We start from the raw sequence: 12,795 nt of genomic DNA on the forward strand, positions 1-12,795 counted from the left end.
TGGCGCCCCGGGGGCGCGACCGGCTCAGGATAGCAGAAGTTTAAGATCGTGCGCGATGGCGGCCGGCTTTTCGCCATGGCGCACGAACAGGCGGATCTTGCCGTCGCGGTCGAACACATAGGTGCCGGCCGTGTGGTCCACCGTGTAGCTGCTGTCCGTCTCGCCCTCGACCTTGGCGTAATACACCTTGAATTCCTTGGCCACCTTGGCCGTCGCGGCCGCGTCGCCATACAGGCCCACGAAACGCTTGTCGAAGGCCGGCACATATTGCGCCAGCAACTGCTGCGTGTCGCGCTCGGGGTCGACGGTGACGAACAGCACTTGCACCTGGTCCGCCTGCGGGCCCATTTCCTGCATCACCTGGGCCATGTCGGCCATGGTGGTGGGGCAGACGTCCGGGCATTGCGTGTAGCCGAAGAACATCAGCACCAGCTTGCCCTTGTAGTCGGCCAGGGTGCGCGGATGGCCCGTATGGTCCGTCAGGGCGAACTCGCGCGCATAGCCCAGGCCCGTCACGTCCGTGTTCTTGAATGCCAGCTTGGGCGCCGCGGGCTTGCCGCAGCCGGCCAGGACGGCGACCAGCGCGGCCGCCAACAACAGAGTCAGGGTTTTTTTCATGAGCCGAGGGGAATATAGTGGTCCACCAGCAAGGCCGCGAACAGCAGTGCCAGGTAGATGATGGAAAAAGTAAACGCCTTGCGCGCGATCAAGTCCGTGTAGTGGCGGTACATCTTCCACGCGTAATACAGGAAACCGGCGTTCAGCACCACGGCCGAAACCAGGTAGATCAGGCCGCTCATGCGCACGGCGTACGGCAGCAAGGTGGTGGCGGCCAGCGCGATCGAATATAGCCACACATGGAATTGCGTGAATTGCATGCCGTGCGTGACGGGCAGCATGGGCAGGCCCGAGCGCGCGTAATCGTCGCGGCGGTACATGGCCAGCGCCCAGAAGTGCGGCGGCGTCCAGACGAAAATGATCAGCACCAGCAACCACGCCTGCATCGGCACGTCGTTGGCGACGGCGGCCCAGCCCAAGGCGGGCGGCATGGCGCCGGACAAGCCGCCGATGACGATGTTTTGCGGCGTGGCCGGTTTCAGCACCATGGTGTAGATCAGCGCATAGCCGACAAAGGTGACAAAGGTCAGCCACATGGTCAGCGGATTGACGAGGTGGTACAAGATCGCCATGCCCAGGCCGCCGATCACCAGCGCGAACACCACCGTCTGTTTCACCGTGATGTCGCCCATGGCCATCGGGCGGCGCGCCGTGCGGGCCATGCGCGCATCGATTTCGCGCTCGGCCAGGCAGTTGACGGCGAACGCGGCGCCGGCCAGCAGCCAGATGCCGATGGTGCCAAACACCACCGCATGCCAGTCCGGCAACTCCTCGCTGGCCAGGAACATGCCGATGACGGCGCAAAATACGGCCAGTTGCGTCACGCGCGGCTTGGTCAGCGCCCAGTACTGGGCGATGCGGGGGGAGGGTTTACGGCTGATGGTCTGAGTAGTCATTTATGCGGTACGGGAAGAGCTGGCTGGTGCCGGGGGCACTGGCGCGGAGGCGCAAGCGCGCGGAACATTGCGCGCAACATCGAGCTGGAATTTAGCCTTGTAGTTTAACATGGTCAGCAACAACACGAGCAGCGCCGCCCCGCCGTTATGCAGGACGGCGATCGACAATGGCCAGCTCAGGTAGATCGTCGCCAGGCCCGTGGCCGCCTGCAGGGCCAGGACCACGGCAATCCACCGCGCCGTGCCGCGCAAGGATGGCAGTTTCCACGCGCGCCACACCGTGTAGCCGATGCCGGCCAGCACGATGAAGGCGAAATTGCGGTGCACCCAGTGAATGGCCGTCAGCGCGGAAAACGGCAGGTAATGGCCGGCGGCCGTCTTGCCCAGCTCGCGCCACAGATGAAAACCGTGCTCGAAATCCATGTCCGGTATGACTTTGCCGCCGCACAGGGGGAAATCCGTGCAGGCCAAGGTGGCGTAGTTGGTGCTCACCCAGCCGCCCAGCGCGATCTGCACGGTCAGCAGCACCAGCGAGAAGATGGCCAGCGCGCGCACGGGGCGCAGCACGGTCGCGTCCGCATCGGCCCGTTGCAGGGGCGATACGGCATTGTCCTGGCGCCCGCCCAGCCACGTCAGCATGGCCAGCAGCCCCATGCCCAGCAGCAAGTGAATGGTGACGATCACGGGCTGCAGTTTCAGGGTGACTGTCCAGGCGCCGAACGCGCCCTGCAGGCAGACGAACAGAAACAGCGCCGTCGGCAGCGCGGGCGCGAATTCCTGCCGGCGGCTTTTCTTCCACTGGCGCCACGCCTGCACCATCATCGCCACGATCAGCACGCCGATGGCCATGGCCAGGTAGCGGTGCGTCATTTCGATCCACGCCTTGACCACCGTGACGGGCCCCGTCGGCATCAGGGTTTCCGCCGCGACGATGTGCTCGTGCGCGAGGAAAGGATTGGCCGAGCCATAGCAGCCGGGCCAGTCCGGGCAACCGAGGCCGGAATCGGACAAGCGCGTAAAGCCGCCGAACATGATCAGGTCGACCGTCAGGAAGACGGCGATCCACACGAGCTTGCGGTATTTATTGGCGTCCGCGGACACCCATACCATGGTCAAAGGCAGCAGCGCCACCAGCAGACCTGTCAAGCCCAGCTGGGCCAGCGCGGAAAGATGCATCGTCGGCATGCGGTCTCCTCAACCGATCGCCGAAGCTTTGAGCAGCTTGGCGATGTCTTTCTTGACCTTGCTGGGGTCCGCGTCTTTCGGGAAGCGCATCATCAGGTTGCCCAGTGGATCGATCAGATACAGGTGATCGGCCGCCTGGCCGCCCGGCTCCACGGGCAGCCACGCCTTCAGGGCGTCGCCATTCACGCGCAGCATGCTGGTGCCGTCGAATTCACGCATCACCAGGGTGTCGAGCGGCTGCGCATCCGTCACCAGCCAGACCCGTTCGATGCGTTCGCGCTCCTTGCCCTGCATCAAACGCAATTGCTGCATTTCAAACAGCAGTTTCTTGCACGCCGCCTGGCAATCGGACGGTCCCGTTTGCAGCATCACCCACTTGCCCTTGAATTGCGCCAGCGGCGCCGCCTCGCCGTCCAGTTGCGTCACGTGCAATTGTGCTTCCGGAATCGGGTGCAAACGCGGGTCGATGAGGGCGCCGTAATTGTTGCGGCCCGTGGGCTTGATGATGTAATACGTGAAATACGAGGCGATGATGGGAAACGCGCACACGGCCACGACGGCCAGCAGTTTCCAGCGGCCCGTGTTCTGCGCCTGTTTATTGCTGCTGTCTTGCGTTGCTTCAGGGTTGTTTGTTTGCACGTCGAAATCCTGTAAAGACAAAAAATAAAAAAGCCATCAGTGCCAGTGCGTACCACTGGAATGCATAGCCGCGGTGCTTGTCGGCGCCCAGGTCGGGTGCCGGCCAGTCGCGCACGGGAAGCTGGCCGGAGGCTGGCGCCGCTGCTGAAGGATCAACTGGATCAACTGTTTGTTCGAGAATGAGGGGCTGCAAGGCCAGACCGCTGGCCTGGGCCAGCTGGCCGACATCGGCATTTTGCACGATGGCGTGTGGCGCCAGCGGCGGCGCCGCGCCCAGTTCCATCACATGGCCCGCGTTCAGGCGCGCGATGCCGTGAATGGTGACGGTGCCGGCCGGCGTGGCGTAGTCGGGGATGCGCGTGCGCTCGGCATTGTTGCGCGGCAACCAGCCCTGCGCCACCAGCACGTGCATGGCGGAACCGTCGATCTGGAATGGCGTGAGCACGTGAAAGCCCGCCTGGCCCTGGTAGGGGCGGTTGTCCAGGTACACCGTCCAGGCAGGCACGAAATGGCCCGTGACGGTGACGCGGCGATATTCGATCGCCTGCGCGTCGGCCAGCGTCAAGGGCGCGGCGGTCAAGGCCAGGGGCGCGGCCTGGTTGCCCGCTGCCAGCCGGGCGGCGCGCGCCAGCTTGTCATCGCCACGGCGCTGCTGCCATTGCGCCAAAGAAATCCCCAACGCCACCAGTAGCAGCATTACAACAAATGGAATCCATCTAAAATGGAAGCGGATACGCATTACAATGAAACCTCCTCAAGCCTGGCGCTATCATCCATGAAAATCCTCGTTGCCATCGCCTTTATCCTGATCCTGGGCAGCCTGGGCTCGGCCCTGTTCTTCCTGATGCGCGACAAGGGCAAGAGCAACCGCACCGTGCAGGCGCTGGCCCTGCGCGTGGGCTTGTCGATCACCCTGTTTTTGCTGATCCTGCTGGCGCATCATCTGGGTTACATCCAGCCGACGGGCATACATTAACGGCTGGGGTCAGACCCGACGGGTCTGACCCCGTTGCCAACGACGTTGCTTGCTTAGCAAAATTCTTCACACTAAGAAAAAAGCCGTACCCAGGATGTCCCGGTACGGCTTTTTTTTATGGTGCAGGCGCAAGCGTCAACGGCGCGCGCCCTGCCCCGCCATTATAACCAATACACGACCACGTACAGGCCCAGCCAGACGACGTCGACAAAGTGCCAGTACCAGGCGGCGCCTTCGAAGCCGAAGTGGTGCTCGGGCGTGAAGTGGCCTTTCAGCACGCGGTACAGGATGACGGACAGCATGATGGCGCCCAGGGTCACGTGGAAGCCGTGGAAACCCGTCAGCATGAAGAAGGTGGCGCCATAGATGCCCGACGTCAATTTCAGGTTCAGCTCGCTGTAGGCATGCACATATTCATACACCTGGAAGCCCATGAAGATGGCGCCCAGCAAGATCGTGGCGAACAGGAACAGCGCCGTCATGCTGCGGTGGCCGGCGCGCAGCGCGTGGTGCGAGATGGTCAGCGTCACGCCCGACAGCAGCAGCAGGGCCGTGTTGATGGTCGGGATCCAGAACGGCGTCATGGTGGTGAATTCCTGCACCGTGCCGGCCGGCCCCGTGTTGCCCCAGTGGGCGGCGAAATCGGGCCAGATGACCTTGTGGTCCAGGTCGGCCAGCCATGGCATGGAAATGCTGCGCGCATAGAACAGGGCGCCGAAGAAGGCGGCGAAGAACATGACTTCCGAAAAGATGAACCAGCTCATGCTCCAGCGGAAGGAATGGTCGATGCGCTCGCTGTACAGGCCCTGCTCCGACTCGCTGATGGCGTCGCCGAACCAGAAATACAGCACCAGCAGGATGCCGGCGATGCCCAGGTAATTGACGTAGGGGCCCCAGGACACATCATTGACCCAGGCCGAGGCGCCGATCATGGTCAGCAGCAGGCTGGCGCCGCCCAGCATCGGCCAGCGCGACGGCCCCGGCACGAAATAATAAGGTGCGGCGGCGTGGTTGGAACTCATCATCATCTCCTCAAAAACTTGTAGGGTGGTTTTTATATGTTATAGATATCGATGCAGCAAAAAATCATGAGACAGCGAATTTCACGACGGTAATGAGCACGCCAATCAGGCACGCCACCACCAGGAAACCGGCGATAACGATGTGCACGGGATTGAGCTTGGCTGAATCCGTATCGAAATCGCTCTTGCGGCGCAGCCCCGTGAACGACCACACGACGGCGCGCAGCGAATACAGGAACGACGCTTTCTCGGGTGGCTTGGCTTGGCCCATGGCGCTCTCCTATTGGACGGCCGGCGTCTGAGCCTGGCTCAGACCGGCAATCTCGAAAAACGTGTACGACAGGGTGATGGTTTTCACCTCTTTCGGCAGGGCCGGATCGAGGAAGAACACCACCGGCATCTGCCGCGCTTCGTGCGCCTTCAAGGTCTGCTGCTTGAAGCAGAAACACTCGACCTTCTTGAAGTGCGGCGTCGCACTCTGCGGTGCGTAGCTGGGAATGGCTTGCGCGTTCACCACGCGGTTTTGCGTGTTGACCACTTCATACATGACTGTGACCAGCTCGCCCGGATGCACTTGCATGCTCGACACGGTCGGGCGGAAGCGCCACGGTCCCTGCGCATTGCCGTCGAACTCGACGGTGATGCTGCGCGTCGTGTCGACCTGGGTATTGTTGTCGTAGGCCACGGTGCCGTCTTTTTGCGTCAGCACGTTGATGCCCATCACTTCGCAAATCTGCTTGTAGACGGGAATCAGGGCATAGCCAAAGCCGAACATCAGGACGGCAATGACGAGCAGCTTGCCCAGCATCTTGCGGTTCAGGCCGCGTGTTTCCTGTTGCACGGGCGTCGTCACGTCAGCCACAGCCGCTTGGCGAACACGGACAGGAAGAAGAAGGCCGCCAGGGCGGCCAGTATCAGCCCGGTGCGCAGATTGTTCGGTTTCTTACGTTCGGTCATGACAGGCACTCTATTCAAGACGGGCCGCGCGACACGCGGCCCGGGCTACCTCATTTCACGGTCGGCGGCGTTTCAAACGTGTGGAACGGGGCCGGGCTTGGCACGGTCCATTCCAGGCCTTCCGCGCCTTCCCATGGTTTCGCCGGGGCAGCCTTGCCGCCGCGAATGGTCGGCAAGACCACGAACAGCAGGAAGTAGACTTGCATCAGGCCGAAACCGAAGGCACCGATCGAGGCGATCATATTGAAATCCGTGAACTGCGCCGGATAGTCGGCGTAGCGGCGCGGCATGCCGGCCAGGCCCAGGAAGTGCATCGGGAAGAAGGTCACGTTGAAGGTGATCAGGGACAGCCAGAAGTGGATCTTGCCGCGCGTCTCGTTGTACATGTGGCCCGTCCATTTCGGCGACCAGTAGTAGAAACCGGCGAACAGGGCGAACAGCGAACCGGCCACCAGCACGTAGTGGAAATGCGCCACCACGTAATAGGTATCCTGCAGCTGGATGTCGATCGGCGTGACGGCCAGGATCAGGCCGGTAAAACCACCCATGGTGAAGACGAAGATGAAGCCCACCGAGAACAGCATCGGCGTCTCGAACGTCATGGAACCCTTCCACATGGTGGCGATCCAGTTGAACACTTTCACGCCCGTCGGCACGGCGATCAGCATGGTCGCGTACATGAAGAACAGCTGGCTCGTCACCGGCATGCCGGTGGTAAACATGTGGTGCGCCCAGACGATGAAGGACAAGATCGCGATCGAGGCCGTGGCATACACCATCGAGGCGTAGCCGAACAGCGGCTTGCGGGCAAAGGCCGGCAGGATCTGCGAGACGATGCCGAAGGCCGGCAGAATCATGATGTAGACCTCGGGGTGGCCGAAGAACCAGAAGATGTGCTGGTACATGACGGGGTCGCCGCCGCCTGCCGCGTTAAAGAAGGAGGTGCCGAAATGGCGGTCCGTCAGGGTCATGGTGATGGCGCCGGCCAGCACGGGCATGACGGCGATCAGCAGGTAGGCCGTGATCAGCCAGGTCCAGCAGAACATCGGCATTTTCATCAGGGTCATGCCCGGTGCGCGCATGTTCAGGATGGTGACGATGATGTTGATCGACCCCATGATGGACGAGGCGCCCATCAAGTGCATGGCGAAAATGGCCATGTCCATGCCGGGGCCCATCTGCGTCGACAGCGGCGCGTACAGGGTCCAGCCGGCGGCCGTGGCGCCGCCGGGCACGAGGAAGGACGTGGCCAGCAGGATGGCGGCCGGCGGCAGCAGCCAGAACGAGAAGTTGTTCATGCGCGCAAACGCCATGTCGGACGCGCCCACTTGCAGCGGGATCATCCAGTTGGCGTAGCCGACGAAGGCCGGCATGATGGCGCCGAACACCATCACCAGGCCGTGCATGGTGGTCAGCTGGTTGAAGAATTCCGGGTGAAAGAATTGCAGGCCTGGATGAAACAGTTCCGTGCGTATCATCAGGGCCAGCACGCCGCCGGACAGCAGCATGATGAACGAAAACCACAGGTACAAGGTACCGATATCCTTGTGGTTGGTGGCAAACAGCCAGCGGCGCAGGCCTGTCGGGTGGTCGTGGGCGTGGTCGTGATCGTGACCGGCGTGGTCCAAGGTGCTCGTGCTCGTACTCATATGCGGCTCCTAATTACTTGCGTGCAGCCACGATTTCGGCTGGTTGAACGATGTTCTCTTCGGCCTTGTTCGACCAGGAATTGCGCGTGTAAGTGATCACTGCGGCAATTTCCGTGTCGGACAGCTGTTTCCAGGCAGGCATTTCGGCCGGGAACTTGCCGCTCTTTTGCCCGTTCAGCAAGACATGGATCTGTTCCGCTTTCGGACCGTTCACCACGGCAGAGCCATCGAGCGCGGCAAACGCGCCCGGCACTCCCTTGCCCGTCGCCTGGTGGCAGACCACGCAGTTGGCCGCATACACTTTCTCGCCCTTGACCTTCAACTCGTCGATGGTCCACACCTTGCTTGGATCATCAGCCAGTGCGGCCATTTCCTTTTGTTTTACATCAACCCAGGCCTTGTAATCATCGGCTGAGACGACCTTGACGACGATGGGCATGAAGGCATGCTCCTTGCCGCACAGCTCGGCGCAATTGCCGCGGAAGGTGCCGATATGGTCGGCCTTGAACCAGGTGTCGCGCACGAAGCCGGGGATGGCATCCTGCTTCACGCCAAAGGCGGGCACGGACCAGGCGTGGATGACGTCGTTGGCCGTCAGCACCATGCGGATCTTCTTGTTGACCGGCACCACGACTTCGTTGTCGACTTCGATCAGGTAGTTTTCGCCGCGTTTTTCTGTCGGCGGCGCGCCGGGCGCGCCCACTTGCGAGCGCGGCGTGGCCAGGTTGGACAGGAAGGAAATGCCTTCGCCCTCGCCTTTCAGGTAGTCATAGCCCCATTTCCACTGCATGCCGGTGGCCTTGATGGTGATGTCGGCGTTCGAGGTGTCTTTCATGCCGACCACGGTGCGCGTGGCAGGCAGGGCCATGCCGATGACGATCAGGAAAGGCACGACGGTCCAGGCGATCTCGACGGTGGTGCTTTCGTGGAAAGTGGCCGGTTTGTGGCCCAGGGACTTGCGGTGCTTGAAGATGGAATAAAACATGACGCCGAAGACGGCCACGAAGATCACCAGGCAGATGATCATCATCCAGGTGTGCAAATCGTAGATTTCATGGGCGATCTGTGTCGCCGGCGGTTGCAGATTCATTTCGAACGGCACGGGACCGCCGGTGCCGGGATAGGTGCTGGCAGCGGGTGCCGCCGTGGCCCATCGCCCGATGCCAAACGCTGTCAAAGACAGCCCGAGCAGCAACGATTGAAGTCGCTTTGCATGTTTCATGTTTTCCCCAACCACCCAAAAATAATGATATTTTAAACGGCTGCGGATTTCTCCGTACTGGACCGCTGCCGCTCCTCCATGAAAGCACCACGGCCAAAACACGGCCACGGGCGTCAAGCACCAGCGAATTCCATGCTGGCTGCCGTGCCAGAAACGCTGGCCGACCACCATGCTGGAACCCTGTTTTTCTTCCCCACGCTGAAACGGTCCTGTGTGGAAGATGGTTACTATACTAATGCAGTAACTTCCAATAAGTCTTGCTTTGTTTTTTTTATTTTGTATGCAGCCCTTGTTTTTTTCAATTAGCAAGCTGACAAACAATCAACGATTATAATCAAGTAAACTTGAATCCATCAAGCAATAATCGGCATTGTGCGCGCCCATCTCCTGGCCGCCGTCCGCTTTGCAACGCTTGCTGCAACAGCGCCATGCGGATGGCGACCAAGTATCGGTTTCTTTAGGGTTTTATCGGGGTTTTCTCGGCAGGTCGAAACGGATGATGGCCTCGCCATCGCGCGTCACGCGCGGCGCCGGACGGAAGGCGTGGCCGTAGATAATCTCGAAACTCAGGCCCAGCTTGCCATCGGGACGGCGCATCTTTTCCAGGGCGGCCAGCATGCGCTGCCAGGCCGCCTTGCCCATCAGGCCGCGCCGGCGCGTGCTCAACGGGTTGCCGCCGAAGGCACGCACGTCCGCCAGCAGTTTTTGCGGCGTGTCGTAGGTGACGGTGATGATCTCCATGTCCAGCACGGGCGTGGAAAAGCCCGTCTCGACCAGCATGTCGCCAAAGTCGTGCATGTCGACAAAGGGCAAGGCATGCGGATATAAATCGGCCTCGGCAAAGGCGTCGCGCACTTCGCGGAAGGTGTCGGGGCCGAAACACGAAAACATCAGCAAGCCATCGAGGCGCAGCGCGCGGCGCCATTCGGCAAACACGCGGTCGGGCTGGGCATGCCAGTGCAGCGCCAGGTTCGACCAGACGAGGTCGATGCTGCTGGGCGCCAGCGGCAGGTCGCCCAGGTCGCCGCACAACAAGTCCACGCCCGCCTTGGCTGGCAACAATTTACTGAGGAACTGGTTCAGGCCGGCCAGTTTCGACGCGGGCGCGCGCGCCGCCTGCATCATCGCTTGCGCTGCATCGAGGCCGATGATCTGCGCGGCGGGATAATCCTTGTGCAACTGCGCCAGGTCGGCGCCGGGGCCGCAGCCCGCGTCGAGCACCCGGCGCGGCGTGATTTTCACCAGCTCCAGGCGCTCGTGCATGCGTGCCGACACTTCCCGGCGCAGGAAGTCCGACGGCGCGATGCGCGCCGGGCGGGAAAAGAAATCGCGTACTTGCACCGCATCGATGGGCGCGCTCATTTTGGGCGGAGTGGTGGGAACTGGCATGTTGAATCGGGTGAGGTGAGATAATGTCGGCAGTGTACATGGAACGACGCCATCGCGATGCGCCACCCCGCCACGCCCCGCCTTGAGGCCGCCTGGCGGGCGCTCAGGCTGTGGCTGGGCGCCAGCGTGCTGCCCGCGCAGTGCGCGCTGTGCGGCATCGGCTGCCCGGAAGTGCTGTGCTCGCCCTGCCGCGTCCAGTATCTTGGGCAAGGATGGGAACAAGCACGGTCCCGCTGCCGCCAGTGCGCCAATCCGCTCGCTGACGTGGCAACGCTGTGCGGGCGCTGTTTGCGCCAGCGTCCCGCCTATGACGCCACGATCACGGCGTTTGACTATGCGGCGCCCGTCGACCAGTTGCTGCTGCAGCTGAAATTCGGCGCGCGCCTGGCGCTGGCGCCCTTGTTTGCGCAACTGCTATACGACGCCGTGCAGCGGCAGCCGGGCTGGCAGCGGCCGCAGCTGCTGTGCCCCGTGCCGCTGGGGCCGGCACGCCTGGCTGAGCGGGGCTTCAACCAGGCGCTGGAAATCGCCCGCCCGCTGGCGCGCCTGCTGCAACTGCCGTTACAGCCGCGCCTGGCGCAGCGGGTGCGCGACACCCGGGCGCAAAGCGGCGTGGCGCCGCAGGAACGGCAAGCCAACCTGGCGCACGCGTTTGCCATCGCCCCCGAACATGGGGCACTGCTGCACGCTTGCCATGTGGGCATCGTCGACGACGTGATGAGCAGCGGGCACACCGTCAATGCGCTGGCGGCCGCCTGCAAGAGCGCGGGCGCGGCCAGGGTGAGCATATTCGTGGTGGCGCGCACGCCGCCACGCTGGATTACTGACATGCATTACTGACATGCATTACTGACATATATATGAGGAGAGCAATTTGTTTCACGTCGTTTTGGTAGAACCTGAAATCCCGCCCAACACGGGCAACGTCATCCGCCTGTGCGCCAACACGGGCGCGCAGCTGCACCTGGTCGAACCGCTGGGCTTTCCGCTCGACGATGCGAAGATGAAGCGCGCCGGCCTCGATTACCACGACTACGCCACGATGAAGGTGCACAAGAATTGGGCGGCGTTCCTGGCCGACACGCAGCCCGACCCGGCGCGCATGTTCGCCATGACCACGCGCGGCTCGCGTCCGTTCGGCGATGTCGCCTTTTTACCCGGCGACGTATTCGTATTCGGTTCGGAAACAAAAGGCCTCGATCCCGCCCTGCGCGACGGTTTTCCCGCAGAACAACGCATCCGCCTGCCGATGCGCCCGGACAACCGCAGCTTGAACCTGTCGAATACGGTGGCCGTCGTCGTCTACGAGGCTTGGCGCCAGCATGGGTACGCCGGCGGCGCGTAGCTGACGCCTCACCCAGTCTACTGCGCGGCGCGCTTGCGGCCGGCGATGCTCACGCTACTGTGGCGCTGCGCTGCTCGGCCACAAATCATCGCCGCTCGCTACGACTGGATGAGATGTTGATACTCCTGCAATCTCCCTTTACCGCTGCGCCAATTGCCGCGCCGCGCCGCTGGTGTCGTCCAGCATCACCAGCTGCGTGCGCAAGTCGCGCGTGGCGGCCAGCTTGCCGTTGACATATAAATTCGTCTTGACGCCGTACACGCCCTGCGACACGCCGGCCGGCAAGGTCAGCTCGAACGAATTTTCAAAACGCCCGCCCGACTTATTGTTGCTGGCCAGGGTTTTCGAACCGGACTTGAACGGCTGGCCCTGCGGATCGAGCACCACCAGCTCCTCGCGCACGTCGTTGACGGTTTGCGCGCTGCCATTGACCAGCTCCACGACGGAGTTGACCTTGAACGGCTGGCCACGCTTGACGGTGGCAGCGCTCAGCTGGGGCGTGTACGACACCACTTGCGGTTCGCGCGGCAGCGCGCCGCGCGCGCGGATGTAGTCGCGGTCCGCCTGCGCCGCCGTCTTGGTCTGGCGTGAATTGACATTGATGGCCAGGCAGCCGGCCGCCGCCAGGCCGCCGCCGATGGCCGCGCCTTTCAATGCGCCATTCTTGCCGCTGACCAGGGCGCCCAGCAAGGCGCCCACGGCCGCGCCGGCCGCCGCCGTCGTGCCCACGCTGCAGGGATCGTCGTCCGTCGCGTTCGCTTGCGGATTCTGCCCGCCTTGCGGGTAATCCTGGCGCACGCCGTTCGGGTTCATCGGCGCCGTGGCGCAGCCGGCCAGCATGGCCGCGAGGGTCAGCGCGGCAGCCGCGCGCAGGGTGGTTTGATTCAGCATGGTAGC

At 62.6% G+C, this 12,795-nt stretch carries 17 protein-coding genes; 4 read left to right on the plus strand and 13 right to left on the minus strand.

Going from position 1 to position 12,795, the window contains the following annotated elements:
- Positions 1–24 precede the first annotated feature (24 nt).
- The 5 genes from BM193_RS06585 to BM193_RS06605 are packed head-to-tail and all read right to left on the minus strand — an operon-like array spanning position 25 to position 4,077.
- Positions 25–618: an SCO family protein gene (locus BM193_RS06585; RefSeq protein ID WP_092803278.1), complete on the minus strand. Its 594-nt coding sequence runs from the start codon at positions 616–618 to the stop codon at positions 25–27.
- Positions 615–1,514 carry a heme o synthase gene (cyoE, locus tag BM193_RS06590; protein ID WP_092803275.1) on the minus strand — a complete coding sequence of 300 codons (900 nt, stop codon included), beginning with the start codon at positions 1,512–1,514 and terminating at the stop codon, positions 615–617. The genes BM193_RS06585 and cyoE overlap by 4 nt, the downstream gene beginning before the upstream one ends.
- Positions 1,515–2,690 (minus strand): COX15/CtaA family protein, encoded by a 1,176-nt coding sequence (locus BM193_RS06595; RefSeq protein ID WP_092803564.1) that lies wholly within the window; start codon positions 2,688–2,690, stop codon positions 1,515–1,517.
- Positions 2,691–2,708: 18 nt separating this feature from the next.
- Positions 2,709–3,338 carry an SCO family protein gene (locus BM193_RS06600; RefSeq protein ID WP_092803273.1) on the minus strand — a complete coding sequence of 210 codons (630 nt, stop codon included), beginning with the start codon at positions 3,336–3,338 and terminating at the stop codon, positions 2,709–2,711.
- Positions 3,319–4,077 carry an SURF1 family protein gene (locus tag BM193_RS06605; protein ID WP_092803270.1) on the minus strand — a complete coding sequence of 253 codons (759 nt, stop codon included), beginning with the start codon at positions 4,075–4,077 and terminating at the stop codon, positions 3,319–3,321. Before BM193_RS06605 ends, BM193_RS06600 begins: the two co-directional genes overlap by 20 nt.
- 36 nt (positions 4,078–4,113) lie before the next feature.
- Between BM193_RS06605 and BM193_RS06610 the strand changes: the two genes are divergently transcribed.
- Positions 4,114–4,314 (plus strand): twin transmembrane helix small protein, encoded by a 201-nt coding sequence (locus BM193_RS06610; RefSeq protein ID WP_046683386.1) that lies wholly within the window; start codon positions 4,114–4,116, stop codon positions 4,312–4,314.
- Between the two features lie 161 nt (positions 4,315–4,475).
- On the opposite strand, the gene BM193_RS06615 is transcribed toward BM193_RS06610, so the two are convergent.
- The 6 genes from BM193_RS06615 to coxB all read right to left on the minus strand — a co-directional run bounded on the left by BM193_RS06615 (position 4,476) and on the right by coxB (position 9,164).
- Entirely contained in the window at positions 4,476–5,336 is an 861-nt protein-coding gene (locus BM193_RS06615; RefSeq protein WP_092803561.1) for a cytochrome c oxidase subunit 3, read from the minus strand.
- A gap of 64 nt (positions 5,337–5,400) precedes the next feature.
- The gene (locus BM193_RS06620) at positions 5,401–5,607 is read right to left on the minus strand and encodes a DUF2970 domain-containing protein (RefSeq protein WP_092803267.1); all 207 of its coding nucleotides are present in this window, start codon (positions 5,605–5,607) and stop codon (positions 5,401–5,403) included.
- Positions 5,608–5,616: 9 nt separating this feature from the next.
- Positions 5,617–6,177, minus strand: a complete 561-nt coding sequence (locus tag BM193_RS06625; protein ID WP_302847689.1) for a cytochrome c oxidase assembly protein — start codon at positions 6,175–6,177, stop codon at positions 5,617–5,619.
- A gap of 8 nt (positions 6,178–6,185) precedes the next feature.
- Positions 6,186–6,293, minus strand: coding sequence for a cytochrome oxidase small assembly protein (locus BM193_RS28965; protein ID WP_216354567.1), 108 nt, complete (start codon positions 6,291–6,293; stop codon positions 6,186–6,188).
- Between the two features lie 50 nt (positions 6,294–6,343).
- Positions 6,344–7,942, minus strand: coding sequence for a cytochrome c oxidase subunit I (ctaD, locus tag BM193_RS06630; RefSeq protein ID WP_092803261.1), 1,599 nt, complete (start codon positions 7,940–7,942; stop codon positions 6,344–6,346).
- A 13-nt stretch (positions 7,943–7,955) separates the two neighbouring features.
- Positions 7,956–9,164, minus strand: a complete 1,209-nt coding sequence (coxB, locus tag BM193_RS06635; protein ID WP_092832256.1) for a cytochrome c oxidase subunit II — start codon at positions 9,162–9,164, stop codon at positions 7,956–7,958.
- A 78-nt stretch (positions 9,165–9,242) separates the two neighbouring features.
- Between coxB and BM193_RS28205 the strand changes: the two genes are divergently transcribed.
- A complete protein-coding gene (locus BM193_RS28205) occupies positions 9,243–9,470 on the plus strand; it encodes a hypothetical protein (RefSeq protein WP_139176352.1) in 228 nt (75 codons plus the stop codon).
- Positions 9,471–9,629: 159 nt separating this feature from the next.
- Here the strand turns inward: BM193_RS28205 and BM193_RS06640 are convergent, their stop codons facing one another.
- The gene (locus BM193_RS06640; RefSeq protein ID WP_092803255.1) at positions 9,630–10,526 is read right to left on the minus strand and encodes a methyltransferase domain-containing protein; all 897 of its coding nucleotides are present in this window, start codon (positions 10,524–10,526) and stop codon (positions 9,630–9,632) included.
- Between the two features lie 84 nt (positions 10,527–10,610).
- Here BM193_RS06640 and BM193_RS06645 point away from each other — a divergent pair, with 84 nt between their 5' ends.
- Both BM193_RS06645 and trmL read left to right on the plus strand, forming a co-directional pair.
- Complete coding sequence (locus BM193_RS06645; protein ID WP_092803251.1) at positions 10,611–11,393, plus strand: ComF family protein; 783 nt, start codon at positions 10,611–10,613, stop codon at positions 11,391–11,393.
- A 34-nt stretch (positions 11,394–11,427) separates the two neighbouring features.
- Complete coding sequence (gene trmL, locus BM193_RS06650; RefSeq protein ID WP_092803248.1) at positions 11,428–11,898, plus strand: tRNA (uridine(34)/cytosine(34)/5-carboxymethylaminomethyluridine(34)-2'-O)-methyltransferase TrmL; 471 nt, start codon at positions 11,428–11,430, stop codon at positions 11,896–11,898.
- A gap of 138 nt (positions 11,899–12,036) precedes the next feature.
- On the opposite strand, the gene BM193_RS06655 is transcribed toward trmL, so the two are convergent.
- A complete protein-coding gene (locus BM193_RS06655) occupies positions 12,037–12,789 on the minus strand; it encodes a hypothetical protein (protein ID WP_092803245.1) in 753 nt (250 codons plus the stop codon).
- Positions 12,790–12,795 lie beyond the last annotated feature (6 nt).

Source organism: Janthinobacterium sp. 344 (assembly GCF_900112025.1).
In the GTDB taxonomy this organism is placed as follows: domain Bacteria; phylum Pseudomonadota; class Gammaproteobacteria; order Burkholderiales; family Burkholderiaceae_D; genus Janthinobacterium.

Coding starts and splice junctions, on each gene's coding strand:
- BM193_RS06585 (WP_092803278.1), bottom strand. CDS start 618: ATGAAAAAAACCCTGACTCTGTTGTTGGCGGCCGCGCTGGTCGCCGTC.
- cyoE (WP_092803275.1), bottom strand. CDS start 1,514: ATGACTACTCAGACCATCAGCCGTAAACCCTCCCCCCGCATCGCCCAG.
- BM193_RS06595 (WP_092803564.1), bottom strand. CDS start 2,690: ATGCATCTTTCCGCGCTGGCCCAGCTGGGCTTGACAGGTCTGCTGGTG.
- BM193_RS06605 (WP_092803270.1), bottom strand. CDS start 4,077: ATGCGTATCCGCTTCCATTTTAGATGGATTCCATTTGTTGTAATGCTG.
- BM193_RS06610 (WP_046683386.1), top strand. CDS start 4,114: ATGAAAATCCTCGTTGCCATCGCCTTTATCCTGATCCTGGGCAGCCTG.
- BM193_RS06615 (WP_092803561.1), bottom strand. CDS start 5,336: ATGAGTTCCAACCACGCCGCCGCACCTTATTATTTCGTGCCGGGGCCG.
- BM193_RS06620 (WP_092803267.1), bottom strand. CDS start 5,607: ATGGGCCAAGCCAAGCCACCCGAGAAAGCGTCGTTCCTGTATTCGCTG.
- BM193_RS28965 (WP_216354567.1), bottom strand. CDS start 6,293: ATGACCGAACGTAAGAAACCGAACAATCTGCGCACCGGGCTGATACTG.
- ctaD (WP_092803261.1), bottom strand. CDS start 7,942: ATGAGTACGAGCACGAGCACCTTGGACCACGCCGGTCACGATCACGAC.
- coxB (WP_092832256.1), bottom strand. CDS start 9,164: ATGAAACATGCAAAGCGACTTCAATCGTTGCTGCTCGGGCTGTCTTTG.
- BM193_RS28205 (WP_139176352.1), top strand. CDS start 9,243: ATGAAAGCACCACGGCCAAAACACGGCCACGGGCGTCAAGCACCAGCG.
- BM193_RS06640 (WP_092803255.1), bottom strand. CDS start 10,526: ATGAGCGCGCCCATCGATGCGGTGCAAGTACGCGATTTCTTTTCCCGC.
- BM193_RS06645 (WP_092803251.1), top strand. CDS start 10,611: ATGCGCCACCCCGCCACGCCCCGCCTTGAGGCCGCCTGGCGGGCGCTC.
- BM193_RS06655 (WP_092803245.1), bottom strand. CDS start 12,789: ATGCTGAATCAAACCACCCTGCGCGCGGCTGCCGCGCTGACCCTCGCG.